This window comes from Virgisporangium aliadipatigenens, from assembly GCF_016863615.1.
Taxonomy (GTDB): Bacteria; Actinomycetota; Actinomycetes; order Mycobacteriales; family Micromonosporaceae; genus Virgisporangium; species Virgisporangium aliadipatigenens.
Map to the genome: position 1 here is coordinate 59,011 of NZ_BOPF01000019.1, position 24,590 is coordinate 83,600.

At 73.4% G+C, this 24,590-nt stretch carries 27 protein-coding genes; 15 read left to right on the forward strand and 12 right to left on the reverse strand.

Annotated features, from left to right (window positions below; all coding sequences use genetic code 11):
* Position 1: 1 nt before the first annotated feature.
* From Val02_RS24820 to Val02_RS24840, 5 genes are all read right to left on the reverse strand, one after another.
* Positions 2-205 carry a hypothetical protein gene (locus tag Val02_RS24820; protein ID WP_203901599.1) on the reverse strand — a complete coding sequence of 68 codons (204 nt, stop codon included), beginning with the start codon at positions 203-205 and terminating at the stop codon, positions 2-4.
* Positions 205-2,808: a cation-translocating P-type ATPase gene (locus Val02_RS24825; protein ID WP_203901600.1), complete on the reverse strand. Its 2,604-nt coding sequence runs from the start codon at positions 2,806-2,808 to the stop codon at positions 205-207. The genes Val02_RS24820 and Val02_RS24825 overlap by 1 nt, the downstream gene beginning before the upstream one ends.
* 51 nt (positions 2,809-2,859) lie before the next feature.
* Positions 2,860-3,762 carry a universal stress protein gene (locus tag Val02_RS24830; RefSeq protein WP_203901601.1) on the reverse strand — a complete coding sequence of 301 codons (903 nt, stop codon included), beginning with the start codon at positions 3,760-3,762 and terminating at the stop codon, positions 2,860-2,862.
* On the reverse strand, positions 3,759-4,244 hold the full coding sequence (locus tag Val02_RS24835) for a BON domain-containing protein (RefSeq protein WP_203901602.1): 486 nt from the start codon (positions 4,242-4,244) through the stop codon (positions 3,759-3,761). The genes Val02_RS24830 and Val02_RS24835 overlap by 4 nt, the downstream gene beginning before the upstream one ends.
* A gap of 62 nt (positions 4,245-4,306) precedes the next feature.
* Entirely contained in the window at positions 4,307-4,867 is a 561-nt protein-coding gene (locus Val02_RS24840; RefSeq protein WP_203901603.1) for a DoxX family membrane protein, read from the reverse strand.
* Between the two features lie 224 nt (positions 4,868-5,091).
* Here Val02_RS24840 and Val02_RS24845 point away from each other — a divergent pair, with 224 nt between their 5' ends.
* On the forward strand, positions 5,092-6,213 hold the full coding sequence (locus Val02_RS24845) for an Acg family FMN-binding oxidoreductase (RefSeq protein WP_203901604.1): 1,122 nt from the start codon (positions 5,092-5,094) through the stop codon (positions 6,211-6,213).
* Here Val02_RS24845 and Val02_RS24850 read toward each other — a convergent pair.
* Positions 6,122-6,463: a hypothetical protein gene (locus Val02_RS24850; RefSeq protein ID WP_203901605.1), complete on the reverse strand. Its 342-nt coding sequence runs from the start codon at positions 6,461-6,463 to the stop codon at positions 6,122-6,124. The two genes, Val02_RS24845 and Val02_RS24850, sit on opposite strands and share 92 nt — an antisense overlap.
* Positions 6,464-6,635: 172 nt before the next feature.
* Here Val02_RS24850 and Val02_RS24855 point away from each other — a divergent pair, with 172 nt between their 5' ends.
* Genes Val02_RS24855 through Val02_RS24865 form a run of 3 tightly spaced genes read left to right on the forward strand, consistent with a single transcriptional unit; the run spans position 6,636 to position 7,337 of the window.
* Complete coding sequence (locus Val02_RS24855) at positions 6,636-6,830, forward strand: DUF1918 domain-containing protein (RefSeq protein ID WP_203901606.1); 195 nt, start codon at positions 6,636-6,638, stop codon at positions 6,828-6,830.
* Between the two features lie 13 nt (positions 6,831-6,843).
* The gene (locus tag Val02_RS24860; RefSeq protein ID WP_203901607.1) at positions 6,844-7,113 is read left to right on the forward strand and encodes a DUF1876 domain-containing protein; all 270 of its coding nucleotides are present in this window, start codon (positions 6,844-6,846) and stop codon (positions 7,111-7,113) included.
* Positions 7,114-7,139: 26 nt separating this feature from the next.
* Positions 7,140-7,337: an SHOCT domain-containing protein gene (locus Val02_RS24865; protein ID WP_203901748.1), complete on the forward strand. Its 198-nt coding sequence runs from the start codon at positions 7,140-7,142 to the stop codon at positions 7,335-7,337.
* 82 nt (positions 7,338-7,419) lie between these two features.
* Here Val02_RS24865 and Val02_RS24870 read toward each other — a convergent pair whose 3' ends face one another.
* Both Val02_RS24870 and Val02_RS24875 read right to left on the reverse strand, forming a co-directional pair.
* Entirely contained in the window at positions 7,420-8,385 is a 966-nt protein-coding gene (locus tag Val02_RS24870; RefSeq protein WP_203901608.1) for an Acg family FMN-binding oxidoreductase, read from the reverse strand.
* Positions 8,386-8,391: 6 nt separating this feature from the next.
* Positions 8,392-8,607: a three-helix bundle dimerization domain-containing protein gene (locus Val02_RS24875; protein WP_203901609.1), complete on the reverse strand. Its 216-nt coding sequence runs from the start codon at positions 8,605-8,607 to the stop codon at positions 8,392-8,394.
* A gap of 199 nt (positions 8,608-8,806) precedes the next feature.
* On the opposite strand from Val02_RS24875, the gene adhE reads away from it, so the two are divergent.
* The 7 genes from adhE to Val02_RS24910 all read left to right on the forward strand — a co-directional run bounded on the left by adhE (position 8,807) and on the right by Val02_RS24910 (position 18,817).
* Entirely contained in the window at positions 8,807-11,440 is a 2,634-nt protein-coding gene (adhE, locus tag Val02_RS24880) for a bifunctional acetaldehyde-CoA/alcohol dehydrogenase (protein ID WP_239153311.1), read from the forward strand.
* The gene (ppdK, locus tag Val02_RS24885) at positions 11,437-14,100 is read left to right on the forward strand and encodes a pyruvate, phosphate dikinase (protein WP_203901611.1); all 2,664 of its coding nucleotides are present in this window, start codon (positions 11,437-11,439) and stop codon (positions 14,098-14,100) included. The genes adhE and ppdK overlap by 4 nt, the downstream gene beginning before the upstream one ends.
* Before the next feature lie 10 nt (positions 14,101-14,110).
* The gene (locus tag Val02_RS24890) at positions 14,111-15,328 is read left to right on the forward strand and encodes a glycosyltransferase (RefSeq protein ID WP_203901612.1); all 1,218 of its coding nucleotides are present in this window, start codon (positions 14,111-14,113) and stop codon (positions 15,326-15,328) included.
* Between the two features lie 151 nt (positions 15,329-15,479).
* Positions 15,480-16,445: an Acg family FMN-binding oxidoreductase gene (locus tag Val02_RS24895; protein ID WP_203901613.1), complete on the forward strand. Its 966-nt coding sequence runs from the start codon at positions 15,480-15,482 to the stop codon at positions 16,443-16,445.
* 110 nt (positions 16,446-16,555) lie between these two features.
* Entirely contained in the window at positions 16,556-17,419 is an 864-nt protein-coding gene (locus Val02_RS24900; protein WP_203901614.1) for a universal stress protein, read from the forward strand.
* 40 nt (positions 17,420-17,459) lie between these two features.
* A complete protein-coding gene (locus Val02_RS24905) occupies positions 17,460-18,380 on the forward strand; it encodes a universal stress protein (protein ID WP_203901615.1) in 921 nt (306 codons plus the stop codon).
* A complete protein-coding gene (locus Val02_RS24910; protein WP_203901616.1) occupies positions 18,377-18,817 on the forward strand; it encodes a universal stress protein in 441 nt (146 codons plus the stop codon). Before Val02_RS24905 ends, Val02_RS24910 begins: the two co-directional genes overlap by 4 nt.
* Before the next feature lie 54 nt (positions 18,818-18,871).
* Here the strand turns inward: Val02_RS24910 and Val02_RS24915 are convergent, their stop codons facing one another.
* Positions 18,872-19,483 (reverse strand): CBS domain-containing protein, encoded by a 612-nt coding sequence (locus tag Val02_RS24915; RefSeq protein WP_203901617.1) that lies wholly within the window; start codon positions 19,481-19,483, stop codon positions 18,872-18,874.
* A gap of 156 nt (positions 19,484-19,639) precedes the next feature.
* Positions 19,640-20,644 (reverse strand): Acg family FMN-binding oxidoreductase, encoded by a 1,005-nt coding sequence (locus tag Val02_RS24920; RefSeq protein WP_203901618.1) that lies wholly within the window; start codon positions 20,642-20,644, stop codon positions 19,640-19,642.
* A gap of 208 nt (positions 20,645-20,852) precedes the next feature.
* On the opposite strand from Val02_RS24920, the gene Val02_RS24925 reads away from it, so the two are divergent.
* From Val02_RS24925 to Val02_RS24940, 4 genes are all read left to right on the forward strand, one after another.
* On the forward strand, positions 20,853-21,221 hold the full coding sequence (locus Val02_RS24925) for a sporulation protein (protein WP_203901619.1): 369 nt from the start codon (positions 20,853-20,855) through the stop codon (positions 21,219-21,221).
* Positions 21,221-21,553 (forward strand): STAS domain-containing protein, encoded by a 333-nt coding sequence (locus Val02_RS24930; protein WP_203901620.1) that lies wholly within the window; start codon positions 21,221-21,223, stop codon positions 21,551-21,553. The genes Val02_RS24925 and Val02_RS24930 overlap by 1 nt, the downstream gene beginning before the upstream one ends.
* Positions 21,554-21,655: 102 nt before the next feature.
* Positions 21,656-22,180: a flavodoxin family protein gene (locus Val02_RS24935; protein WP_203901621.1), complete on the forward strand. Its 525-nt coding sequence runs from the start codon at positions 21,656-21,658 to the stop codon at positions 22,178-22,180.
* Between the two features lie 4 nt (positions 22,181-22,184).
* Positions 22,185-22,889 (forward strand): CBS domain-containing protein, encoded by a 705-nt coding sequence (locus Val02_RS24940; RefSeq protein WP_203901622.1) that lies wholly within the window; start codon positions 22,185-22,187, stop codon positions 22,887-22,889.
* A 53-nt stretch (positions 22,890-22,942) separates the two neighbouring features.
* On the opposite strand, the gene Val02_RS24945 is transcribed toward Val02_RS24940, so the two are convergent.
* Together Val02_RS24945 and Val02_RS24950 are read right to left on the reverse strand one after the other, a co-directional pair.
* A complete protein-coding gene (locus tag Val02_RS24945) occupies positions 22,943-23,227 on the reverse strand; it encodes a 2TM domain-containing protein (RefSeq protein WP_203901623.1) in 285 nt (94 codons plus the stop codon).
* A gap of 88 nt (positions 23,228-23,315) precedes the next feature.
* On the reverse strand, positions 23,316-24,497 hold the full coding sequence (locus Val02_RS24950) for a baeRF10 domain-containing protein (protein WP_203901624.1): 1,182 nt from the start codon (positions 24,495-24,497) through the stop codon (positions 23,316-23,318).
* Positions 24,498-24,590: the final 93 nt, after the last annotated feature.

The window sequence follows — 24,590 nt, forward strand, 5'->3', positions numbered from 1 at the left end:
GTCAGCGGATCTCAGCAGGGTCGGTCGTCCCGGCCCCGGCCGCCGAGGGTCCCGATACCGTGGCCGACGGCTCCGGCTCAGCGGCCCGCGCCGCGTCCTCGGCGTCAGCGGCGGCACAACCGGCACGTGCCGCACCGATCACCGCCCCGACCGCCAGAGCCACGACGACGCCGGCGACGAGCCATCCGACATGGCGAAGCGTCATCACACACCTCCTTCGCGAAACGGTTGTTTTCTCGTCCGAGCGCGAACGGCCTTCGCCGCCGCGTCGGCGAACAGCACCACCGGGATCGCCGCGGCGGCGAGTAGCCAGCCGGCCGCGGCCGGCCAGGTGCCGCCGAGCAGTCGCGCCAGCGGCGGCACGCCGAGGAACCCGGCCAGCAGCACGAGTTCCATCGCGATCGCGGCCGGTAGCAGTGGATTGCCGCGCAAGCCCACGCGCCACACCGGCCGGCTCTCGCTGCGGCAGGCGTAGGCGTTGGCGAGCTGGCCCAGCACGATCGCGGCGAACGCGGTCCCCGAGGCGGTCGCGGCCAGCGCGGCGGGCGGCGTCTCGCCCCAGTTCCAGCCGCCGAGCAGGAGCACCGCGGTGAACGCGCCGAGCGACGCGAGCACCTCGGCCGGCCCGAGCACCCCGAACGCGCGCCCCAGCACCGCACGGTCGATCAGCTGCCCGGTGCGGGCGCGTCCCTTCAACGCCCGGTCGTTCGGCGGCTCGGCGCCCAGGGCCAGCGCGGGCAGCAGGTCTGTGCCGATGTCCAGCGCGAGCACCTGCAGCACACCGATCGCCAGCGGGAACCGCCCGCCGGTCAGCGCCCATGCCACGAACGGCGCCAGTTCGGCCACGTTGTCCGTCAGGTGGTACGTGAGGAACCGGCGGATGTTGGCGAACGTGGCGCGCCCCAGTTCGACGGCGGCGACGATCGTGGAGAAGTGGTCGTCGAGCAGCACGAGGTCCGCGGCCTCGCGCGCCACGTCGCTTCCGGTGGCGCCCATGGCGACGCCGATGTCCGCGGCCCGCAGCGCGGGTGCGTCGTTGACGCCGTCGCCGGTCATGGCGACCACGTGCCCGCGTGCCCGGAGCGCGTTCGCGATGCGCAGCTTGTCCTCGGGCTTGACCCGCGCCACGACGACGCCGTCCCGGTCGAGGAGTCCGGCCAGTGCGGCGTCGTCGTCCGGCAGGCCGGGGCCGTCGAGCACGAGCCGGTCGGGGCCGAGCAGGCCGACCTCCTCGGCGACGGCGCGCGCGGTGCCGGGGTGGTCGCCGGTGACCATCGCCAGTTTGATGCCGGCGCGCCGGCAGGACGCCACGGCCGCCGCGGCGTCGGGGCGCGGTGGGTCGGCCAGCCCCACGACACCGAGCAGGGTCAGGTCCGCGAGCGCCCCGTCCACTGTGGACCGACGGACGCCGCGCCGCCGCGCGACGGCGAGCACGCGCAGCCCGCCGTCCGCCATCGCGTGCGCGGCCAGGGCCGCGTCGCCGTTCCCGGCCGGGCAGCGGGCGAGGACCGACTCGGGTGCGCCCTTCACGTACAGGGTGTCCCCGACCAGCGTCGAGGACAGCAGCAGGCGCGGGTCGAACGGGTGCCGCGCGAGCGTGGGCTCGCGCCGTTCCCGGGTCGTCACGTCGACGCCGGCGCGGCGGGCCAGCACGTGCAGCGCCACCTCCATCGGATCGCCGGAGGGCACCCAACCGCCGTCGCGCCGGGCGAGCCGGCCGCTGGAGGCGCGCACCGCTGCATAGGCGATCTCGGCCACCGCGCCGCGCACCTCGTCCGTCGCCTCGACGGTGCCGCGCGGGTCGTAGCCGCTCCCGTCGATCCGCGCGGTGCCGGCCGGGGTCCACACCCGGGTCACCACCATCTCGTTGCGGGTCAGCGTGCCGGTCTTGTCGGTGCAGATGAAGGTCACCGAGCCCAGCGTCTCCACCGCTTCCAGGTGTTTGACGAGGGCCTTGCGGGTCGCCATCGTGTGCGCCCCGCGGGCCAGGGACAGCGTGACGGTCGGCAGCAGTCCCTCGGGCACCAGCGCCACGGTGACGCCGAGCGCGAACACGAAGCCCTCCATCGCCGACGTGCCGAGCAGCAGCGCCAGCCCGAAGAAGAGGACGCCGACCACGAGCGCCGAGGCGCCGACGACGCCGACGACCCGGTCGAGGCGCCGGGCGAGCGGGCTGCGCGGCGGCGGGGTGCGCCGGGTCAGCGCGGCGATCGCGGCGAGCCGGGTGGCGGAACCGGTTTTCGCCACGACCGCCTCACCGGCACCCTCCACCACGAAGGTGCCGGCGTACAGCGCCTCACCCCCCGCCGCCCGGCGGGGCACGCTCTCACCAGTCAGCAGCGACTCGTCCACGGCCAGGCCGACGGCCTGCACGGTGCGCAGGTCGGCGCTCACCCGGTCACCGGACTCCAGCAGTACCAGGTCGCCCGGGACGAGTTCGGCGACGGGGACGGTCCGGCGCCGTCCGTCGCGGCGCACCGTCGCGGTGGCGGGCATGAGGTCGCGCAGCCGGTCGGCGGCGCGATCCGCCCGGTACTCCTGCCAGAACGCGAAGCCACCGTTGACCAGGATCACCACGACGATCGCCACCGCCAGCTGCGGCATCCCGGCGAGCAGGGCGAAGCCGGTCGCCGCCCACAACATCAGTGCGAAGAAGTGGGTGAACTGGCCCAGCAACATCCGCCACGCCTGCGGGCCGCGGGTCACCGGGAGTGCGTTCGTCCCGACGGTGGCCAGCAGCCGATGGGCCTGTGTCGTGGTGAGTCCGGCCCGTGCCGATTCCGGCACCGCCGTCGTTGCGACAGTCATGTCCGTGGTCCCTTCCGGTCCGACCGGACGTCCCGACCGTCCACTGTGGACCTATTCCGGGGGAACGACCACCAGCGGGCCGGCCCCGTTCATCACGAGCGCCCCGTTGACCCGTCCGAGCGCACGGTGCGCCATCCGCCGGTGCCGACGCCCGACGACGGTCAACCGCGCCCCCGCTCCGACGTCGTCGACCAGACGGCACAGGGGGTCGCCGGTCAGGACCACGAGCCGGGTCGCCACGTCCGGGTACCGCACCAGGAACGGCTCGACGGCCGCGGACAGCACCCGCAGCGCGTGCGGCTCGGTGGCGAAGTGCGTCTCCAACGTCCGTTCGTCGAACCAGTAGTCCCCGGCGGCCGCGGCGGTCACGTGCACCGCGACGAGCGGAAAGTGGTGCACGGTCGCGTACCCGAAGCCGAACGCCAGCGCCGGGGTGTCGACGCCGGAGCCGGCCACCGCGACCGCCACCTGCCCGGCGAACATCCCGCCGGCGCCGGGGCCGGGACGCACGACGACCACGGGACGCGTGCACCCGACCGCCACCCGCGCCGCCACCGAGGAGACGTCGGATGCCGCCGGGGCGCCGACGACGAGCAGATCCGCCGCGCCGGCGGCCGCGCACAGCTGCGTGGCGGGATCACCCGGAACGAGCCGCAGATCGACCCGTTCGCCGCCGAGCCGCTGTCGTACCGCACGCACCGCGCGGGCGAACGGCGGGTCGAACAGTTCGAGCACCGCTGTGCCCGGGCCGCCGGGCGGTGGTGGGCCGACGCGGCAGACGGTGAGCCGCCCGCCGGTGGCCGTGACCTCGTCGGCCGCCCACGCCAGCGCGTGCCGGCCACCGGCCGAGCAGCCGTCGACCCCGACGACCACGTGTGGTTCCGCGCGCGGCCAACGGCCACGGATCGCCGGAGCCGCCTGGGTACGCATCGCCGCCACCTCCTTGACGTTCACGGGTACCAGGGCGGGTCGCAGACGCGGTGGCCGGTGGCGGAACGGGGCGCGATGGTGTCGCGCCGGTAGGCCATGGCGTTCACCACCGACAGCACGCCGTCGACGTGCTCGACGGCGTGCGCGATCCGTTCTCCGACGACGCGTTCCTCCACCGCACCGAGCAGGACGACGACGCGGTGGTGCACGTCGGCCCGTACCTCGTCGGCGTGCCGGCCGAGCATCACCGGCAGCACCTCGTCGGTGATGTCGCGGCGGATGTCCGCGTCGGAGCGGTTGGCGGCGGCCGCCACGTCACGCCAGGTGATCACGCCGACCTCGCCGCCGCCGTCGTCCAGGACCCGCAGCCGTTCGACGTGGCCGCTGCGCATCAGACAGACCGCGGTACGCACCGAGTCCCGCGGCGACACGGCCATCGCCGGGACCGGGTCGGTATCGGCCTCGGCGCGGCGATGCATCAGGTCGGCGACCGTCAACGCGTCCATCTCGACCCCCTTCGCGGCTGTCGGGCGGTGGGTCGCCCCACCGCCCTACCGGCCGGATCCGTTCACCAGAGCCAGCCGTTGTTACGCACGAACGGCAGCTTCCGCCACCAGCGGCCGAGCCCCGCGGTGTCACCGGCGCCGACGAGCGCGAGCGCCACGATCAGGCCGGCGTAGATCAGGTGGTCGTCCATGAAGACGTTGTTCTCCGGGGGCAGCACCGCCGTCCACATGAGAACCAGGAGCAGCGCACCCGTGGCCGCGGCGATGCGCATGCCGATGCCGAGGATCAGGGCGAGCCCGATACCGAGCAGGCCGATCATGAACAGCCAGTCGGCCCACGCCTGGCCGGCGATGTCGTTGTAGACGCCCTGGAACGGCCCCTTGGCGGCGTGTGCCAGGAAGCCCTCGGTCGGGTGTCCGCCGTTGATCCAGGCGGCCTTCTCGGCGGTCTCGTGACCGAGCCCGAACGTCTTGTCCAGGAACGCCCACAGGAAGACCCAGCCGAGCGCGAGCCGCAGCCCGGCGAACAGGTAACGGGTGGCGGTCGCCGTGGTGGTACCGGCCAAGGCGGCCGCGTCGGAGCGGTTGGATGCGTGGAGCGGTCCGTGGGCGATCGTCGCCATCAGACTCACTGTCCCTTCGAATCGGCTCTCGTCGCTGATCCTCACAGCCTCGCCACCCGCCCCGACGGTCGGCAGTGCCGCGTGGATCCACCCGGCGGGACGAAGGTCCCACCCCCGGGGGCACGTACCGGTGGGGTCCGAATTCGGGTCGAACGGCCCTGATCGACATGCCGGTGCGCGGGCAAGAGTGGTGTTTCGTCAACCGCCGTACCGGGAGAATCGCCATGCCTGCCTCGATCCAGATCGCGCCGACGAACGCGCGGACGAGCACCCGCAAGAACGTTCTCACCCGCGCGGCCGTCAGCGCGCTCTGCGCGCCGTCGGTGTTCAACACGCAGCCGTGGCGGTGGCGGATCACCGGTGACACGGCGGAACTGCGGGCCGACCGGTCCCGGCAACTGCCGGTGCTCGACCCGGACGGGCGGCTGTTGACGGTCAGCTGCGGGGCCGCACTGCACCATTTCCGCACGGCGCTCGCGGTCGACGGGGTCCGCCCCGAGGTGACGGTCCTACCGGATCCCGTCGGCGACCCGGACGTGCTGGCGGTCATCGCCTGCGGTCCGCACGAGGAGCCGCCGACCGCCGTGATCCGGCTCTTCCGGGCGATGTCGGTGCGGCGCAGCGATCGGCGGCCGTTCGCCGACGAGCCGGTGCCGCCCGCCGTCCTCGCGCGGCTGTGCGCGGCGGGCCGGATCGGCACCGCCCATGTGCAGCTCGTGCGGGACCGCGACGTCGTGGGGCTGGCGGTCGCCGCGGTCCACGCCGCCGGCCGCGAGCTCGCCGATCCGGACTACCGGGCGGAACTTGCCGCCTGGCGCCGCCGCGGGGACGACACCAGGGGCGACGGCCTTCCCGGATACACCGCGCCGGCGCCGGCGGCACGCCCGGTCCCGGTGCGCGACCTGGCGGCGACCGGCCCGGAGACGGCCACGATCCACGACGCGCCGCCGGACGCCGACCGGTTCGCCCGCTATCTGATCGTCCACACCGAGAACGAGGACCCGGTGGCGTGGCTCGACGCGGGCGAGGCGCTCTCCGCGGTGTTGCTGACCGCCACGGTCGAGGGGCTGTCCGCCTCGCCGATGAGCGATCTGGTCGAGGTTCCCGCGTCCCGGCAGATTCTCCGGGAACTGCTCGGCGGGCTCGGGCACGCCGCGATCGTGGTGCGGGTGGGCATCACCGAGCACCGCAGGCCCACGGCGACGACACCCCGACGCGGCACCGACGACGCCGTCGACACCACCGAACGCCGGCTCAGCGCACCACAAGTTCCCGCGCGCGAAGCAACCGGGCCCACCACGGGCGCGGGGCGGCCGGACGCAGGGCGGGCAACGACGCGCCCTTGACGCTGATCCACCCCCCGTGCCCCATCCGCACCGAGCCGATCGCCGGCGGCCGGCGCAGCGCGGCCACGCCCACCGCGGCGGCGGCGACCATGGCGGTGGCCGCGACGCCGTAGCGCGCCAGGCGCTGTACGTCCACTGCGGGACGGAACGCCAAGCGCTCGGCGCTGACGACGAAGACGCCCACGGTGGCGTCCGGACCGCAGGGCACCACTACCGGCGCCGGCGCGACGTGCTCGACCTCGACGGACATGGCCCGCTCCCCTCCTCGCGGGACGCACACGCGGCCCGTCCCTCCAGGGTGGCCGTCGCGGCACCCGCCGGTCCCGGTCCGAAAGGCCCAGGCGCGGGGGCCGGTTCGGCCTTGCCCCGCGACCAGTCCGAGGCCAGATTGGAACACACGCAGCGGACGGAAGGAGCCGGCCATGCTCGCCCATCGCGGTGATCGTCTGATCCTGGAAGGCACGCACGTCGGGGACCGCCGGCGCACCGGAATGATCATCGAACTGCGCGGCGCGGACGGCGCACCGCCGTACGTGGTGCGCTGGCTCGACACCGACCGCGAGTCGCTGGTGTTCCCCGGACCCGACGCACGGGTCGAACCGCCCCTTTCCGAGTGACCCGGAGGAGATCATGGCTGGGACGAAACGCTGGACCGTGGAGATCATCATCGACGAGCACGAGGGGCGAACGTTCGCCGAGGCGACGCTGTACACCGGCGACGCACCGCCGCTGACCGGCACGGGCCGGGCCCGGCTGAGCCCGGACGACGACGACATCCCGGAGATCGGCGACGAGGTGGCGGTCGCCCGGGCGTTGAACGCGCTCGGCGAACGGCTGCGGCGCACCACCGCCGAGGACATCGCGTCGGTGACCAGAGAGCCGGTGCGCCTGCACCGGTGAGCCCGAGGAGGTGGGCCGTGAACGGCATGCATTCCGGCATGGCCGGTTGGAGTCAGCTCGTGGTGCTGTTCGACCTCGCGGTGTTCACCGCGGTGCTCGGCGCGCTCGTCGCCGTCCTGTCGGGTGGCAAGGTCTCCCGGATCCTCGCGGAACGCTACGCGCGCGGCGAGATCGACGAGGACGAGTACCACCGCCGCCGGGCGATCCTGCGGCGCGGCCGGTGACCCCGGTGCACGGCACCGGCGGCCCGACCGGGGACGGTGGTAGCGCCCCGGCAGGGACCGGCCGGCGTCCCCGCGGCCTTGTTCAGCCCGTGAGCATCGTGGCGATCGAACGCCGCGGGGTGGCCGCACCCGGCAGCCCGTAGCCGATGCGCAGCAGCACCTGTGGGTACCAGCCGTCCTGCGACACCATCAGCTCGCGCAGGTCCGGCAGTTCGAGGGCCTGCGTCATCGGCTGCGTGGACAGGCCGCGCACCGTGGCGGTCAGCAGCACCCGTTGCAGCGCCTGTCCGGCCCGCACCCACCGGGTGATGTCGTCACCGGGCGTGGAGAGCAGCATCAGGCGCGGCCGCGGTTCGTAGCCGTCCGCGCGCCGGAACCGGTCCGGCCGCACGAGTCCGAAGTCGCGCACCGGCAGCCGCCCGTCGGCGTCGAGGCAGCCGTACGCCTCGGTCGGCACGCCGTCGGTGCGCCCGCGCCGGTTCGCCGTCCACTCGGCCAGTTCGCGCCGGTACGCAACGGACTCGCGTTGGCGTTCGTCGGCGGCGCGGGTGAGAGCGAGCACGGCGTCGCGGCGGACCGGGTCCAACGGCGTGAGCCGCGCACCCTCGACGGCCGCGGCGGCGCGCAGTTCCTCGACCACCTGCCACGGGACCGGTGTGCCGCTGAACGGTGCCCGGGCGGTGTGCCGGCGCGGGATCGCCTCGACGAGCGTGCGCACCGTCGCGTCCGGCACGGCGTGCGGCCCGAACTCGACGTAGGCCACCCCGGGCCCGCCCTGCAACACCGGCGTGCGGCCGCGCGCCAGCACCGCCAGGCGCAGGTTCAGCAACGCGGCGCCGACGCTGATCCACGCCTCGCGCCCGTCCGGGTCGATCGCGGGCAGCAGCCGCGAACGGTCGAGCAGCACGGCGAATCCGCTGTCGTGCACGGCGAAGCGCCACGGTTGGCTGTTGTGCACCGACGGCGCGGAGGCAGCCGTGCGCAGGCACGCCGTCACCGCCGTGGTGCTGAACAGGTCGTGCCACCCGGGCATCGTCGCGGTGGTCATCGCGGCTCACCTCCCCGCGTCGAGAACGCGGCGCGCGTCGCGTTCCACCATCAGCGGGACGAACGCGTGCACCTGGCTGCCCAGGTACGGCCGTTGCGCCTCCTCGACCACCTGCCGGATCGCCTCCGCGGGGTACCGGTCGCCGTAGCGGGCGACCAGCCGGTCCAGCACGAAGTGCACGCCGGTGATCTCGAACTCGACGTCGAATCCCTGTGTCCGCATCGTCCCTCACCTTCCTTCCGGTGCCCATTCAGCACGTCGGAGAACGGCATCGACAGGGCCGGAGGTCCCGGTGCCCGGTCCGCCGCGGAGAGGACCTTCGGCCCTAGGGAGGCGAGCACTTGCGCCGCAGACGGCCCGACGCCGGGCGGGCGACGATCAGGTCGACATCGCATCGATCCGCACGGAAGAGGTGAGTTCAGTGACGCACGCGCCGACGCCGATCGAGGTGACGGTCGACTCGCTGGTCGCGAACGGGGTGAAGGCCCTGGCCGACTACGCGACGTACACCCAGGAACAGGTGGACCAGATCGTCGGAAAGGCATCGGTCGCCGCACTGCACCGGCACGGCGCACTGGCGCAGCTCGCCGTCGCGGAGACCGGGCGCGGAGTGTTCGAGGACAAGGCGGTGAAGAACATTTTCGCCTGTGAGCACGTCACGAACAACATGGCCGGGCTCAAGACCGTCGGCGTGATCCGCCGGGACGAGGTCGACGGCATCGTCGAGATCGCCGACCCGGTCGGGGTCGTGTGCGCCCTCACTCCGGTCACCAACCCGACGTCGACGGTCATCTTCAAGGCGTTGCTGGCGCTCAAGACGCGCAACCCCGTCGTGTTCGCCTTCCACCCCTCGGCGCAGGAGTGCAGCGCCGAGGCGGCGCGGATCGTGCGGGACGCGGCCGTCGCCGCCGGCGCGCCCGAGCACTGCGTGCAGTGGATCGCGCAGCCGTCGCTGGAAGCGACCCGTGCGCTCATGCACCACCGGGACGTGTCGGTCATCCTGGCCACCGGCGGCAGCGGCATGGTGCGCGCGGCGTACTCGGCGGGCAAGCCGGCGCTGGGCGTCGGGCCGGGCAACGTTCCGTCCTATGTGGACTCCACCGCCGACGTCGGCCGGGCGGTGCACGACATCGTGCTGTCCAAGACGTTCGACAACGGCATGATCTGCGCCTCGGAGCAGGCGGTCATCCTGCACGAGCGGGTCTACGACGACGCGATCGCCGGCTTCGAACGGCTGCACGCGCGGGTCGTCACGCCCGAGGAGAAGGCGAAGCTGGAGCGGTTCGTCTTCCCGCGCACCGGCGGCGGCGACTGCCCGGACGTCGCGCTGAACCACGACGTCGTCGGCCGTTCCCCGGTGTGGATCGCCGAACAGGCCGGCTTCAGCGTGCCGCCGGACACCTCGATGCTGCTCGTCGAGGTCGGCTCGGTCGGCGACGCGGAGCCGCTCACCCGCGAGAAGCTCTGCCCCGTGCTGGCGGTCCTGCGTGCGCCCACCCGCGAGGACGGCTTCCGCTACGCCGAACAGATGGTCGAGTACCACGGTCTCGGGCACAGCGCCGTCATCCACGCCACCGACGCGGCGGCCGTCGAACAGTACGGGCTGCGCGTCAAGGCGGTGCGGATCATCTCCAACGCGCCCGCGTCGCAGGGCGGCATCGGTGACATCTACAACGCCTACCTGCCCTCGCTGACCCTCGGCTGCGGCACCTATGGAGCGAACTCCGTGTCGAACAACGTCTCCGCCGTCAACCTGCTCAACATCAAGCGCATCGGCCGGCGGGTCAACAACATGCAGTGGTTCAAGGTCCCCCCGAAGATCTACTTCGAGCCGAACGCGATCCGCTACTTCCGCGACATGCCGGACGTGCACCGCATCACCATCGTCACCGACCACACCATGACGAAGCTCGGCTACGTCGACCGGATCAGCGGGGTGCTGCGCGAACGCGCGGAGCCGGTCACCATCCAGGTGATCGACGACGTCGAGCCCGAACCGAGCATGGACACCGTGCAGCGCGGCGCGGCGGTGATGCGTTCGTTCCGGCCGGACACCATCATCGCCCTCGGCGGCGGCTCGCCGATGGACGCGGCGAAGGTGATGTGGCTGCTGTACGAGCACCCGGACATCGAGTTCGCCGACATGCGGGAGAAGTTCTTCGACATCCGCAAGCGGGCGTTCACGTTCCCGACACTGGGCGCGCTGGCGCAGCTCGTGTGCGTGCCGACCACGTCGGGCACCGGCGCGGAGGTGACGCCGTTCGCGGTCATCACCGACACCGCCACCGGGCAGAAGTACCCGCTCGCCGACTACGCCCTCACGCCCAGCGTGGCCGTGGTGGACCCGGTGCTCGCCGCCGACCTGCCGGCCGTGGTGACCGCCGACAGCGGATTCGACGCGCTGACCCACGCCACCGAGGCGTACGTGTCGGTGTACGCCAACGACTACACCGACGGGCTCGCGCTGCACGCGATCCGGCTCATCTTCGCCAATCTGGAACGGGCCGTCCACAGTGGAGCGATCGACCCCGTCGCGCGGGAGAAGATGCACAACGCCGGCACCATCGCCGGGATGGCGTTCGGCAACGCGTTCCTCGGCATCGTGCACGCGATGGCGCACACGCTCGGTGCGACGTTCCACGTGGCGCACGGGCGCACGAACGCGGTGCTGCTGCCGCACGTCATCCGCTACAACGGCACCGTTCCCGGCAAGCTCACCGGCTGGCCGAAGTACGAGCGCTACACCGCTCCGGAGCGGTTCCAGGACATCGCGCGCACGCTCGGACTGCCCGCCGCCACACCCGAGGAGGGCGTCGAGTCCTACGCCCGCGCGGTCGAGCGGCTGCGCGACGCGGTCGGCATCGAACCGTCGTTCCAGAAGATCGGCGTCGACGAACGGCAGTACGTCGCGGCGCTGCCGCAACAGGCGATGAACGCCTACCTCGACCAGTGCGCGCCGGCGAACCCGCGCATGCCGATGCTCGACGACATGCGGGAGATCATGCGGGCCGCCTACTACGGCACCACCTCGGACCGGGACGGAGAAGGATCATGACCAAGTACGTCTACGACTTCACCGACGGGAACAAGGACCTCAAGGATCTGCTCGGCGGCAAGGGCGCGAACCTCGCCGAGATGACCCGGCTCGGCCTGCCCGTCCCGCCCGGCTTCACCATCACCACCGAGGCGTGCCGCGCCTACCTGCGCACCGGCGCCGACCCGGACGGCCTGTGGGACGAGGTCGGACAACACCTGCGCCGCCTCGAGCTGCACATGGGCCGCGAACTCGGCTCGCCGACCGACCCGCTGCTGGTCTCGGTGCGCTCGGGCGCGAAGTTCTCGATGCCGGGCATGATGGAGACGGTGCTGGACATCGGCCTCACCGACGCCAGCGTCGAAGGGCTGGCCGCGCACACCGGCGACGAGCGCTTCGCGTGGGACTCCTACCGGCGGCTGATCCAGATGTTCGGCAAGACGGTGTGCGACGTGCCCGGCGAGGCGTTCGCCCAGGCGCTGGAGGAATGCAAGGCCGTGCACGGTGTCACCGCCGACACCGGGCTCGACGCCACCGCGCTGCGCGACCTCGTGGAGACCTACAAGAAGGTGTTCCACGACCACACCGGGCGCGAGTTCCCGCAGGCGCCGCACGAGCAGTTGCTGCTCGCCGTGCGCGCCGTCTTCCGTTCGTGGAACGCCGAACGCGCCGCCGTGTACCGCCGTCAGGAGCGCATCCCCGCCGACCTGGGCACGGCGGTGAACGTGATGGCGATGGTGTACGGCAACCTCGGCGAGGGCTCCGGCACCGGCGTGGCGTTCACCCGCGATCCGGCCACCGGCGCGCGGGGCGTCTACGGCGACTACCTGGAGAACGCCCAGGGCGAGGACGTCGTGGCCGGCATCCGCAACACCATGTCGCTGAGTGATCTGGCCGCCATCGACCGACGCTCCTTCGACGAGCTGATGCGCGTCATGTCCACATTGGAGGGTCACTACCGGGACCTGTGCGACATCGAGTTCACCATCGAGCGCGGCAAGCTGTGGATGCTGCAGACCCGCGTCGGCAAGCGCACGCCGGCCGCCGCGTTCGTGATCGCCGCGCAGCTCGTCGACGAGGGCGTCATCGACCTGGACGAGGCGCTGCGGCGGGTCACCGGCAAGCAGTTGGCGACGCTGATGTTCCCCGCGTTCGACACCGCCGCCGCGCCGGCCCCGATCGCCACGGGCGTGCCGGCCTCCCCCGGCGCGGCCGTCGGCAAGGCGGTGTTCGACGCCGCGACGGCCGCCGCCGCGACCGAACCGGTGATCCTGGTGCGCCGCGAGACCAATCCCGACGACCTGCCCGGCATGGTCGCGGCGGCCGGCATCCTGACCGGCCGCGGCGGCAAGACCTCGCACGCCGCCGTCGTCGCCCGCGGCATGGGGCGCACCTGCGTCTGCGGCGCCGAGGCGATCGACGTCGGCGAGCACGCGTTCACCGTCGGCGACACCGTGGTCCGCGAGGGGGACGTCATCTCCGTCGACGGCACCTCCGGACGGGTGTACCTCGGCGCGGTGCCGGTGCGCCCCTCGCCGGTCGTGCGCTACTTCGAGGGCGAACTGCAGCCCGGCCACGACCGCGTCGTCGACGCCGTGCACCGGTTGCTGGCGCACGCCGATTCGGTGCGGCGGCTGGAGGTGCACGCCAACGCCGACACGCCGGTCGACGCGGTTCGCGCACAGCGCTTCGGCGCCGAGGGGATCGGGCTGTGCCGCACCGAGCACATGTTCCTCGGGGAGCGCCGCGCGCTGGTCGAACGCCTCATCCTCGCCACCACCGACGCCGAACGCGACGCCGCGCTGGACGAACTTCTTCCCCTGCAACGCGAGGACTTCGCGCACATCCTGTGGGCGATGGACGGCCGGCCGGTGACGATCCGGCTGATCGACCCGCCGCTGCACGAGTTCCTGCCCTCCCTGGAGGAACTGGCCGTCACGGTGGCCCGGGCGCAGGAGCGCGGCGAGCAGCCCGGCCGCGACGCCGAACTCCTCGCGGCGGTGCGCCGCATGCACGAGTCGAACCCGATGCTGGGCCTGCGCGGCGTGCGCCTCGGCCTGGTGCTGCCGGGCCTCGTGGCCATGCAGGTGCGCGCCGTCGCCGAGGCGGCCGCGGCGGTCCGGGCGAACGGCGGCGACCCGCACCCCGAGATCATGGTGCCGCTCGTCGGGGCCGTGCAGGAGCTTGAGATCACCCGTGCCGAGATCGAACGGGTGCTGTCCACGGTGGAGGGTGTGCCGAACGTGCGCGTCGGCACGATGATCGAGGTGCCGCGGGCCGCGATGACCGCGGGTGAGATCGCCGGGGCGGCCGAGTTCTTCTCGTTCGGCACCAACGATCTCACCCAACTCGGGTGGGGCTTCTCCCGCGACGACGTCGAGGGCGCGTTCTTCTCCCGCTACCTCGAACTGGGCGTGTTCGGCGTGTCGCCGTTCGAGTCCATCGACCGCACCGGCATCGGCCGGCTCATCACCACGGCCGTGAACGAGGGCCGCGCCGCCCGCCCCGACCTGACCATCGGCGTCTGCGGCGAGCACGGCGGCGACCCCGACTCGGTGCACTTCTTCCACGCCGCCGGACTCGACTACGTCTCCTGCTCGCCGTACCGGGTGCCGGTGGCGCGGCTGGAGGCGGCGCGGGCCGCACTGGCCCCCGGCGGCACCGACGGCGACAGCAGGTGAGGAGGCCGTGATGATGGCCGCCACGACGGCGGGGCTGCGGGTGCGGCTGGCGATCGTGTCGCCGTACCCGCCGCGGCAGTGCGCCGTGTCCGCCTACACGCAGGAACTGGTGCGGGCCCTGGCGGTCGCGGCACCGCAGATCACCGTCTCGCTGTGGTCGGTCGACAGCACGCCGGTGGCCGATCACCGGCCGGACGTGGCGGGCGTCATCCCCGCCGCCGACCTCAGCGGGTACCGCCGAGCCGCCCAGAAGCTGATCCGGATCGGCGCAGACGCCGTCCTGGTCGTGCATGAGCCCGGCCCGCACGCGCGACACCTGCTCGGCCTGACCGCCGAGCTGACCCGGGCCGGCGTTCCGTACCTGATCGCGCCGCACGAACTGCGGTGGTCCGTCCGGCCCGACCAGGCCGACACGATCGCCGCCCTGTGCCGGGAGGCGGCCGGCGTCGTCGTGCTGTCGGAAGCGGCCGAGAAGCTCGTGCTCGCCGCGCGGATGGCGCCGCCCGAGCGGATCGCCGTCATCCCCTACGGCGTGCCGCCGGAACTGACCCGACCGCCGTCGTCGGACGTGGACGTGCGCCCGGAACTCGCGTACCTGCTCGCCGACCGGGCGCCAGGGCCGTTGCTGGTGACGACCGGGCCGGTGCATCCGGGGCGCGGCGTCGACGTGGCCGTGGCCACCCTGCCGCTGCTGGTGCGCCGGTTCCCCGGGATCCGGTACGTGGTCGCCGGGGCCGACGACGACCTCAACGCCCCCCTGCCGGGTGCCCGTTATCGCGCGGTGCTGCGCCGGGCGGCGGCGGCCCGGGGCATCGACGAGCGACTGCACCTGCTCGACGCCGCCCTCGCGCCCCCCGAGACGGCCCTGCTGCTGCACGCCGCGTCCGTCGCGGTGCTGCCGGACCTGGATCCCGGGATCACCTCCTCCGCGCCGCTCGTCGACGCGCTGGCCGCCGGCCTCCCGGTGGTGACGACGGCACACCCCTTCGCGCGGGAGACCTCGGGGCGTGCCCCGGGCCACCTGGTTCCCGTTCCCCCGGCAAATCCGGAAGCCCTGGCCGAGGCGGTCGGTGACGTCCTCGACAAGGCCCGGCGGCGACACAGCCCCAACCGGGAGACGGACACCTCGGTCACGTCGGCCGAGCACCTGGCCGGACTCGTCCATTTTGTCCTGCTGCATCGACGGCACGCGGGCCGCACGACCGGGGCTCGCGCGACACACCGCTAGGAGGCCACGATGGGACGGCAACTGTTCCAGTCCACGACGGCGACGTCCGATATCGCGCTCCGGCTCCTCCGCCTGGAGGAACGGGTCATGCTGTTGGAGGCCGCCCTGGCTCGACTGGCGGCGGAGACCACGACACCACCGGAGGTCCGACTTGGAGACGAACCCGCTGACGGAGGCGCTCGCGACGGCCGCTGAGACGGCCGGCCGGGCCCCGTCCATCCACAACACACAGCCCTGGCGCTGGGTGGTCCGCAACGGCGCCCTGGAGCTGCACACCGTGCCCGAACGCCGGCTGCACGAACTGGACCCGGAGGGGCACCTGATGCTGCTCAGCTGCGGTGCGGCGCTGTTCCACGCCCGGGTGTCGCTGGCCGCGCAGGGCCTGTCCCCCACGGTCGAACGCCGGACCGCCGAGCCGCTCGCGGTGATCCGGACGGCGCCGGCGGCGGAGCCCGACGCGCACGCCCGCCGGCTGGTCGAGGCCGGCCTGCGCCGCCACACCGACCGCCGACCCACCTCGACCACCCCGGTCGACCCCGACGCGCTGGCGGCCGTCACGGCGGCGGTGCGGGCGGAGGGCGAGCAGGCGCACGTGCTGCGCGCCGAGCAGGTCCTCGAACTGGCCGCCACCGTCGACCGGGCGGCCCGGGCCGAGGCCACCGACGAGCGCCAGCAGGCCGAACTGGGCCGCTGGGTCGGCGGCGAGCGCCCCGACGGCACCGGCATCCCGGACGCCGCGATCCCCGCCGCGCCGCCGCAGACCACGGTGCCCGGCCGCGACTTCGGCGTCACCGGGACGCTGCCGGTCGACGCCGGGCACGACACCCAGGCCGTCTACGCGGTCCTCTACGGCGACGGCGACGCCCCGGTCGACTGGCTGCGCGCCGGCGAGGCGCTCAGCGCAGCCTGGTTGGAGGCGGTGGACCGCGGCCTGAACCTGCTGCCGCTGAGCGCACCGGTGGAGATCGCGCACACCCGGCAGCTGCTGCGCCGCATGCTCGCCGACGTCGGCCACCCGCACGCGGTGATCCGGCTGGGCACCGCCGACACCGCGACACCGGGGCCGCTGACCCCTCGGCTGGCGGCCGACCAACTCATCGACATCGTCACGGACTGAGACCTCCAGGCCTTTCGGCCCGGGCCGTCGGTCTCATCGCCTCTGCACCCGTCGATCCCGCACCGGCACCCTCATATTCGGGACAACCGATCCGATGTGAGGAGACCGCGATGGAGCGCACAGAGGTCATCGTCGGCATCGACCGACACGAATCTCACCGGGCGGCGCTGTACTGGGCCGCCGAGGAGGCGGCGCGGCGGGGCGTCGGCCTCCACGTGATCCACGCATACCGCATCGAGTGGCCGGACGCGGAGTACGCCACGGCCGAGACCGAACGCGTGCTCGCCGGCGAGGCGAAGTCGCTCATCGACTCCGCCCTGTACGACGCGCGCCGGCACACCAGCGGCCTCACCGTGACCGGAACGTTCGTGCGCGACGGCGCCGCCGGCGCCCTGATCGACGCCGGCAGGACGGCCGTGCTCACCGTCGTGGGCAGCCGGCACCACGTCTCCGGGCTCACCGCCACGCTGCTGGGCTCCACGGCGCAGCAGGTCGCGTTGCACAGCACGGGACCGGTCGTGGTCGTGCGCGGCCGCAGCGAGACGAAGACCGGCCCGGTGGCGGTCGGCGTCGACGGATCGCCCGGTTCGTTCACCGCGCTCGGGGTGGCCTTCGAGGCGGCCGCCGCGCGTGGCGCCCGACTGTCGGTGGTGCGGGCGTTCCGGCCCGGGACGCCGGCGTGGCCGAAGGACGTTCCGCCGCCGGAGGTGCTCAACGCCGAGACCGCGCACGCGGCCCTCTACGACGAACTCGGCCGCGCCGTCTCCACATGGTCGGAGAAGTTCCCGGATGTCGGCGTGGACCGGCTGGTGCTGCCGGGCGACGCGGCCAAGGTGCTCGACGACGTGTCCACGGGCGCGCAGCTCGTCGTCGTCGGCTCGCGCGGGCACGGCGGCTTCGCCGGGCTGCTGCTCGGCTCCGTCGGCGGGCATCTCATCCACCACGCCGACTGCCCCGTGCTGATCGCGCGCTGACCCGGCTCATCGGCCGGAGGTTCACCCGAGGGAGGTTGCGATGGACAGCGGAGCCGTGGTCGTCGGCATCGACGGCTCGCCGGCGAACTGGGTGACGTGGCGGTGGGCGACCGCCGAGGCGGCCCGCCGCGGTGCGCTGCTGCGGCTCGTGTGCGCCTACCGGGCGCCGTGGCCGTTCGAGAAGTTCATCACCGGCACCGAACTCGGCGACGCCGCCCTGAGCCGGGCGGAGACTGTCGTCACCGAGATGGTGTCGTGGGCACGTTCCGCGCGGCCAGGACTCGTCGTCACCGGCGAGGCGGTCTGCGGCGACCCCGCCGCGGTGCTGTTCGCGGCGCTGCACGGCAGCACCGTTTCGATGCTGTCCGCGGTGGCCCAACGCGCCGAGCTGCTTGTCGTCGGCGACCACGGGCAGCGCGGGTTCACCGGCAAGTTGCTCGGCGCGACCGGCCTGCACCTGGCCGTTCACGCGCGGGTGCCGGTGGCGGTCGTCCGCGGCCGGGCCGACCCCGACACCGGACCGGTGGTCGTGGGCACCGACGGCTCCCCCGGCGCCGACGTGGCGATCGGCACGGCGCTGGAGGAGGCGAACCTGCTCGGCTGCGGTCTCACCGTCGCGCACGCCTACCCGGTGCCCGCACCGCCGTGGAACAGCGAGATCGAACCACTCGTCTACGACCCGCAGCGGCTGCGGGCGGCCGTGCGGGCTGTGACCGAGGAGCAGCTCGCACCGTGGCAAGAGAAGTTCCCCGACGTGCCGGTCGAGATCGTCGCGGCGCCGGAGGACGCCGCCGGACTGCTGGTCCGGCTGTCCCGGGAGGCCCGGCTCGTCGTCGTGGGCTCCCGCGGGCACGGCGGTTTCGCCGGCCTGCTCCTCGGATCCGTCGGGCAGAAGCTGCTCCACCACGCCGACTGCCCGGTTCTCATCGCTCGTACGTCCACAGGAGGTCGAGAAACATGACAGACAAGATCATCGTCGGGGTGGACGGCTCCGACGGCGGCCGCCGCGCCCTGCGCTGGGCGATGGAGGAGGCCGCCCGCACCGGTCAGCAGCTGGACGTCGTCACGGCCTGGCACTGGGCCGGTGTGCAGGAGATGGCCCCCGCCGTCAACGGCCCGCAGGAGCAGCGCCACGTCGCCGAAGAGGGCCAGGCCCGGGACATCGCGACCGTTCGCGCCGAACTCGGCAGCCAACTGCCGGTCACCCAGGTGCTCGTGCAGGGCACCCCCGCCGAGGCGCTGACCGACGCCGCCCGTGGGGCGCGGCTGCTCGTGCTCGGCAGCCACGGCTACGGCCGGTTGCACCACGCGGTGCTCGGTTCGGTGGCCGAGGAGTGCATCCGGCTCGCCACCTGCCCGGTCGTCGTGGTGCCGGTGTCCGTCGCGGCAGCCGCCTGAAGCACCGCACTGACGTGGCCCGGGACGCCGTCCCGGGCCACGTTCCCGTAGCGCTCATGCGGCCGCGGCCGCGTCGACCATCCGCACGGTGCCGATGCCGGCGATGGTGCGGGCCATCACCGACACGACCGTCTTCTCCACGTCGTCGTCGAACACCCCGGTCACCGTGCACGCCCCGTCGACGACGGAGACGTTCCAGCGCAGGTGCTCACCCGCGTACTCGTCGAGCCGGTGCTGGAGTTCGGCGCGCAGCACCTCGTCCGTGCGCACCGCGGCGCGCACGACGTCGCGCCGGCTGACTATGCCGACGATCTGGCCGCCCTCGATCACGGGCAGGCTGCGGACGTTGCAGTCCAACATGACCTGCGCCACGTCCGAGATGTCCTCGGCCGGCCAAGCCGTGGCGACCGCGCGGGTCATCACATCGGCCGCCGTACGGGGACGGCTCGCCGGATCCGGCACCGGCCACAGGTGGGCGGTCGGATCCGCCGGCACCCGCCGGCGCAGCAGGTCCCCCTCGCTGACGATGCCGATCAGGTCACCGTCGGCGTCGACCACCGGCGCGGCGGTGATGGCGTGGGTGGTCAGCACCTCCGCCACCGTCTCGATGGGGTCGTCCGGTCCGACCGTGTGCACCGGCCGGCTCATGATGTCACGTACTCGCATGGCGATCGCCTCCTCACGGCGTCGGATGTCCACTGTGGAGCGCGGGAACGGCACATCCGCCCTCCCGATGGTGCGCGGCCTGCCGGCGGTCCGGCAGGGCCGGAATACCCGCGCCGGACGGGCCGTTCCCGACTGTCCATAATGGACAGTCCGGAGTCATGCCTCGCCGGGAAGTCCCACCACATCGCTACCGCTACGGCGGGCGCTGCGCGGCGGAGGTTCGGACGTCCCCGGACGACCGATCCGCATCGCGATCGCCGGAACGCCCGTCCAGGCGAGCAGCCGGCGCAACGCGGCCCGCGCCTGCGGCACCTCGACCACCTCGCTGATCGGCGAGGCCGCGAGGCCCCGGGCGGTCAGCGTCAGCCACACGTCCGACAGTGCCTCGCCGGCGGCCAACCAGTCGGCGCGCTCGTCGCCGCTCGTGGCCAGTACCGCGTACACCGTGCCGCCGTCGGTGCCGTCGCCCGCCGCGAGTCCCGGTGCGCGGCCCTGCGCGAAGTCGCGCGGCGGTACCCGGTGCCGGCCGGGGGCGGGCACGTCGTTCAGGGCCACGCCGTCGCCGCTGGAGCGCGCGCGGTCACTCCACTCGGTTACGTCGCGCGCGTAGGCGGGAATCTCCCGCTCGGCCGCCGCGGCCAGCGCCACGATCTGCGCGAACGACTCCACTTGCGCGGCCGTCACGAAGGTCAGCACGACGCCGTGCCGCCGGGCGGCGGCGCATAGCGCGTCGAGGTCGTCCGGTGCCGGCGGTGCGTCGGCGAACGGCCGCCGGTCCGTGCGCCGCCGGTACACGGCCTCGTACGCGGTCCGCTCCGGCGTCATGACGGGACCGAGCCGCAACCGCGCCACCAGCTCCGGCGCTTCGCCCGCGGGTAGCCGCGTGACGTGGCCGGCGAATCCCGACGCGGCGAGTCCGGTCAACGCGTGGTGCAGAGCGATACCGCAGCTCAGCGTCTCCAGCCGGCCGGCCGGGTCCACCCGGTGCAGGCGACGGGCCGGGTCGACCCGCAGTTCGACGTCGTCGTTGCGGACCCGCCACCGCCACGGCTGCGAGTTGAGGATCGACGGGGCCCGCAACGACACCAATGTCGCCTGCGTCAACGTGTCCAGCGCGGCACGCCCGTCGTCGACCTTCGTGGGAACCGTCTCGGGTGTCATCTGTGCTCACCGTCCTCTCCGCCGTACCGGCGCGGCGCCGGTGGGTAGCGAGCCTGCCGGCCGCCGGCACGGCGCACCAGGGCCGAACGGCACCGCCCGACGGGACCCCGGGACGGCCGGGGTCGCAGGTCCGGTCGTCCCGGGACCTTCTCCCCGTTGCCCGCATCCCGCGTCCCCGCAGCCTGTTCACGTGAGGAGGGTGAGGACGATGAGCGAACCGACGGTTCTCGACGAGGCGTGGGTGGACGTCGCGCGGAAGATGGTCGGCGATGCCGGCGGCGGGGCGGTGTTCGGCCCGGCGGTGGTCCGGGACGACGTGACGATGGTGCCGGTGGCGCGGGTCTCGGTCTGGTCCGGCGGGGAGACCGCCGACGGTGGCGGCGAGCGGCCGGCGAGCGCGGCCCGGATCACGGCGCGACCGCTCGGCGCCCTGGTCGTCACGCACGGGAAGGTGTGCTGGCGCCCGGCCCTGGACGTCAACAAGGTGATCCTCGGCGGTCAGGTCGTGGCCGTGGTCGCGCTGCTCGTCGCGGGCGCGGTCCTGGGTTCCCGGCGACGTTGCCCGGGAACGGGCTGATGGCGCACCGCCCGGCCGCACCACCGGTCGACATGAACGGTGACCCGTCCGCGCTGACCGTCGCGTGCGCCGTCGAGGGCACCACGACGGTGCTGACCGTGCGCGGCGCGCTCGACCCGCAGCGGTGCACCACGCTCTCCGACGGCATCGAGACGGCGTTCGCACTGCGGCACACCGGTGCCGTCGTCGTGGACCTCTCGGCCGCCGTGCCGATCCCGCTCGCGGCGCTGGCGCTGCTGCGCCGTTCCGCCGAGGAGGCGCGGCGCGCCGGCCGGAGCCTCATCGTGCGGCCGTTCCCGATCTCCGGCCCGACGGATCGGCCGGCCTGGTGAACCGGAGCCGGAGGTCTTGCGGGCGGCGGGTCGTTCGGCCCTTGGGGTGCCGTGCGCGGCGGAGCACGCTGGCCTCGACGTGAGCCGAAGGAGGGGACACAGATGCGTGCCCTGGTGGTGTACGAGTCGATGTTCGGCAACACCCGCGCGATCGCGAACGCGGTGGCCGAAGGACTGGCGACCGGGATGCCGGTCGACGTGACCGAGGTGGGCGCCGCGCCCGCGACGTTCGACGCCGAACTGGTGGTGATCGGCGGGCCGACACACGCGTTCTCGATGAGCCGGCCGGCGACCCGGCGCGACGCGGCGCAGAAGGCGGACGGCGCGATCGTCTCGACCGGCATCGGTGTCCGGGAGTGGCTCGACCGTCAACGCTCCACATTGGAGGGTCGGCAGGTCGCCGCGTTCGGCACCCGGATGGACAGCTTCATGTCCGGCTCGGCGGCGAAGTCGTTGCAGCGCCGGCTGGGCCGCCTCGGCGCACGCGTCGCGGTGCCGTTCGGCGACTTCCACGTCGAGGGGATGCAGGGACCGCTGCCGGAGGGCGAACTCGACCGGGCCCGCCGCTGGGGCGAGGTCCTGGCCGCCGCGGTGACCACGACCGGAACGACCGGAACGAGGAGGTAGGACGATGAGCACGCCCACGGTGGAGACCGTGATGACCCGCGACGTGGTGACGGCGCGGCTGGACACCCCGTTCAAGGAACTGGTGGAACTGCTGGCGACCCACCGGATCGGCGCACTGCCGGTCGTCAACGGCGGACGGGTCGTCGGGGTGGTCTCCCAGACGGACCTGGTGCACAAGCTCGACCTGCCCGTCGACGGCCCCGGGATGCGCCTGTTCGGCCGGCACCGCGAGGCCCGCATCAAGGCCGCCGGTGACATCGCCGGCGACCTCATGACCACCCCGGCGATCACCGTCACCGCCGGCACCACACTGGCCGCGGCCGCCCGGATCATGGACCGCCGCCGGGTGACCCACCTGCCGGTCGTCGACGGCGGGGACCGGCTCGTCGGCATCGTCGCCCGGCACGACCTGCTCACCCCGTACCGGCGCACCGACGACGACCTCCGCGCGGAGATCCGCCAGGAGATCGTGGAACGCAGCCTGCTGCTCGAACCGACCGACATCGCCGTCACGGTGGACGACGGCGTCGTCACCCTCACCGGCACCGTCGACCGCCGCTCCACGGCCCGGATCGCGGTGAGCCTCACGCGCGCGTTCGCCGGTGTGGTGGACGTCGTCGACGGGCTCACGTGGAAGTACGACGACTCGGAGGAGATCCGGCGGCGGTACGGCTTCGACGCCCAGATCGGCCCGGTCGTGCGGTTGTGACCCTGGAACCGGAGCGTGGCGCCCGTCATCGGGCGCCACGCTCGGTCGTGCGGCTACTTGCGCGAAAGCCGGTTCATCTCCCGTTCGATCCGCTCCTCGCTCGGCCCGGGCGCGGCGTAGACGTCGTAGGCGTGGAAAACCAGGCCCATCCCCCACAGTGCCAACGGGAACATCGGCCAGAAGAACCCGCCCGGCATCGTCACCAGCCAGATCACGACCAGCACCGAGTTCATCACCGTGTACACGAAGAAGTGCTGGTGCAGGTCCCGGCGCTTGCGGAGCCGGGTGACCGCCTGCTGGCGCAGGTCGTCCCGGTCGGCCGGCAGTTCAGTGCTCATCACGTACCTCCCCTCCACTCCTGTGACGCTCCGCCCGCGGCGCGGCGGCGGCAGGGGTCCTCCGTCCCCTGTGCCCGGGTCGAGCGGCCTACCAGCGCAGAACGGCGGCCGCCCCGTCCGCCTCCGCCAGCGGGCCGGCGTCGGCGGCGTCGAGCAGCGTGACGGCCGCGCCCTGCCGGAGCGCCGCGACTATCATCCGTTCGCCGAGATGGGCATCGGGGCGCAACGCCGCCTCCGGCACACCCGGCACCGCAACGAACTCCGGATACAGCGCCCCGTCCGGACCGCTGCGCCCGCGCCACTCCCGATCGGCGGCCAGCAGCAGGTGCCGCACCTGCCCCTGGGCCAGCGCGGTGAGCACGTCGGCGAGGCCCAGGGCGCCGGCGCCCCCGGCGTGCGCGGCGCTCACCGCGTTCTCGACGAGGGAGCGGACGACGCCGCGGCGGCCGGCACGCAGGTGGGATGCGACCGCCGCGTACACCTCCGCCGCCGAGAGCCCGGCCAGTTGACGGGGCACCGACACCGTGTGCGCGGCCACCTCCAGCGGGAGCCGGGCCGTCAGCTCCCTGACCTTCACGGGTTCCCCGCAGACGACGAGCCGCTCCCAGCCCAGTTCCGTCGCGCGGCCGGCGACCGTGTCCGCCGCGCCGTGCAGGAAGCGGCCGAGGTGGTCCGCGGCGTGCTGCGCGGCGACGTCGTGAGCGGCGACGCCGTGCGATGTCGTGGACGTGTGTGAGGCGTCGAGGTGTTCGACCGCGCGCGGGGTGTACACCACGAGTTCGACGTCGGTGGCGTGATCGAGCCGCACGTCGATCAGGCGGACACCGCGGCCGTCGACGGTCACCACGCCGGCGGGCGGGAACGCGCTGAGCGCCGCGACGAGCGGTCGCAGGTGTGCCGCCGGCCCGAGTTCGACGAACTCCCCGAGAAGTGCCTGGGTCGCGAGCCGTCGCACCGGGCCGCCGTTCAGCGGCACGAACAGGGCCCGTCCGCGGCCGGTGCGCGTGGTGTCGATCAGCGCCTTCAGTTCACCCTCCACATCGGACAGTCGTTCGGCGAGCAGCGCGGCCCGGTCGGCATCACCCTCCCTGGCCAGCCGCCGTTCGAGTGCGACGAGTTCGTTGACGATGCGGACCTGCCAGGCGGGGACGGCGGAACCGGTGCCCGGATCGGCCGTCGCGTACACCGACAGCACACCGGCCGGATCGGTCAGCTCGGCGAGTTCGCGCAGCACCCGGCAATCGACCAGATTCCTCGCATCAGTTGTCATTGCGCCAGCGTGTCGCCGGATCCGGAGGACGGTCAGGGCACAAGGACCCGGCCGCGCGGGACCGCACGCCTCTGCCCGCGCCGCCGTCGGCGG

Coding starts and splice junctions, on each gene's coding strand:
- Val02_RS24820 (WP_203901599.1), bottom strand. CDS start 205: ATGACGCTTCGCCATGTCGGATGGCTCGTCGCCGGCGTCGTCGTGGCT.
- Val02_RS24825 (WP_203901600.1), bottom strand. CDS start 2,808: ATGACTGTCGCAACGACGGCGGTGCCGGAATCGGCACGGGCCGGACTC.
- Val02_RS24835 (WP_203901602.1), bottom strand. CDS start 4,244: ATGGACGCGTTGACGGTCGCCGACCTGATGCATCGCCGCGCCGAGGCC.
- Val02_RS24840 (WP_203901603.1), bottom strand. CDS start 4,867: ATGGCGACGATCGCCCACGGACCGCTCCACGCATCCAACCGCTCCGAC.
- Val02_RS24845 (WP_203901604.1), top strand. CDS start 5,092: ATGCCTGCCTCGATCCAGATCGCGCCGACGAACGCGCGGACGAGCACC.
- Val02_RS24850 (WP_203901605.1), bottom strand. CDS start 6,463: ATGTCCGTCGAGGTCGAGCACGTCGCGCCGGCGCCGGTAGTGGTGCCC.
- Val02_RS24855 (WP_203901606.1), top strand. CDS start 6,636: ATGCTCGCCCATCGCGGTGATCGTCTGATCCTGGAAGGCACGCACGTC.
- Val02_RS24860 (WP_203901607.1), top strand. CDS start 6,844: ATGGCTGGGACGAAACGCTGGACCGTGGAGATCATCATCGACGAGCAC.
- Val02_RS24865 (WP_203901748.1), top strand. CDS start 7,140: ATGCATTCCGGCATGGCCGGTTGGAGTCAGCTCGTGGTGCTGTTCGAC.
- Val02_RS24870 (WP_203901608.1), bottom strand. CDS start 8,385: ATGACCACCGCGACGATGCCCGGGTGGCACGACCTGTTCAGCACCACG.
- Val02_RS24875 (WP_203901609.1), bottom strand. CDS start 8,607: ATGCGGACACAGGGATTCGACGTCGAGTTCGAGATCACCGGCGTGCAC.
- ppdK (WP_203901611.1), top strand. CDS start 11,437: ATGACCAAGTACGTCTACGACTTCACCGACGGGAACAAGGACCTCAAG.
- Val02_RS24890 (WP_203901612.1), top strand. CDS start 14,111: ATGATGGCCGCCACGACGGCGGGGCTGCGGGTGCGGCTGGCGATCGTG.
- Val02_RS24900 (WP_203901614.1), top strand. CDS start 16,556: ATGGAGCGCACAGAGGTCATCGTCGGCATCGACCGACACGAATCTCAC.
- Val02_RS24905 (WP_203901615.1), top strand. CDS start 17,460: ATGGACAGCGGAGCCGTGGTCGTCGGCATCGACGGCTCGCCGGCGAAC.
- Val02_RS24910 (WP_203901616.1), top strand. CDS start 18,377: ATGACAGACAAGATCATCGTCGGGGTGGACGGCTCCGACGGCGGCCGC.
- Val02_RS24915 (WP_203901617.1), bottom strand. CDS start 19,483: ATGCGAGTACGTGACATCATGAGCCGGCCGGTGCACACGGTCGGACCG.
- Val02_RS24920 (WP_203901618.1), bottom strand. CDS start 20,644: ATGACACCCGAGACGGTTCCCACGAAGGTCGACGACGGGCGTGCCGCG.
- Val02_RS24925 (WP_203901619.1), top strand. CDS start 20,853: ATGAGCGAACCGACGGTTCTCGACGAGGCGTGGGTGGACGTCGCGCGG.
- Val02_RS24930 (WP_203901620.1), top strand. CDS start 21,221: ATGGCGCACCGCCCGGCCGCACCACCGGTCGACATGAACGGTGACCCG.
- Val02_RS24935 (WP_203901621.1), top strand. CDS start 21,656: ATGCGTGCCCTGGTGGTGTACGAGTCGATGTTCGGCAACACCCGCGCG.
- Val02_RS24940 (WP_203901622.1), top strand. CDS start 22,185: ATGAGCACGCCCACGGTGGAGACCGTGATGACCCGCGACGTGGTGACG.
- Val02_RS24945 (WP_203901623.1), bottom strand. CDS start 23,227: ATGAGCACTGAACTGCCGGCCGACCGGGACGACCTGCGCCAGCAGGCG.
- Val02_RS24950 (WP_203901624.1), bottom strand. CDS start 24,497: ATGACAACTGATGCGAGGAATCTGGTCGATTGCCGGGTGCTGCGCGAA.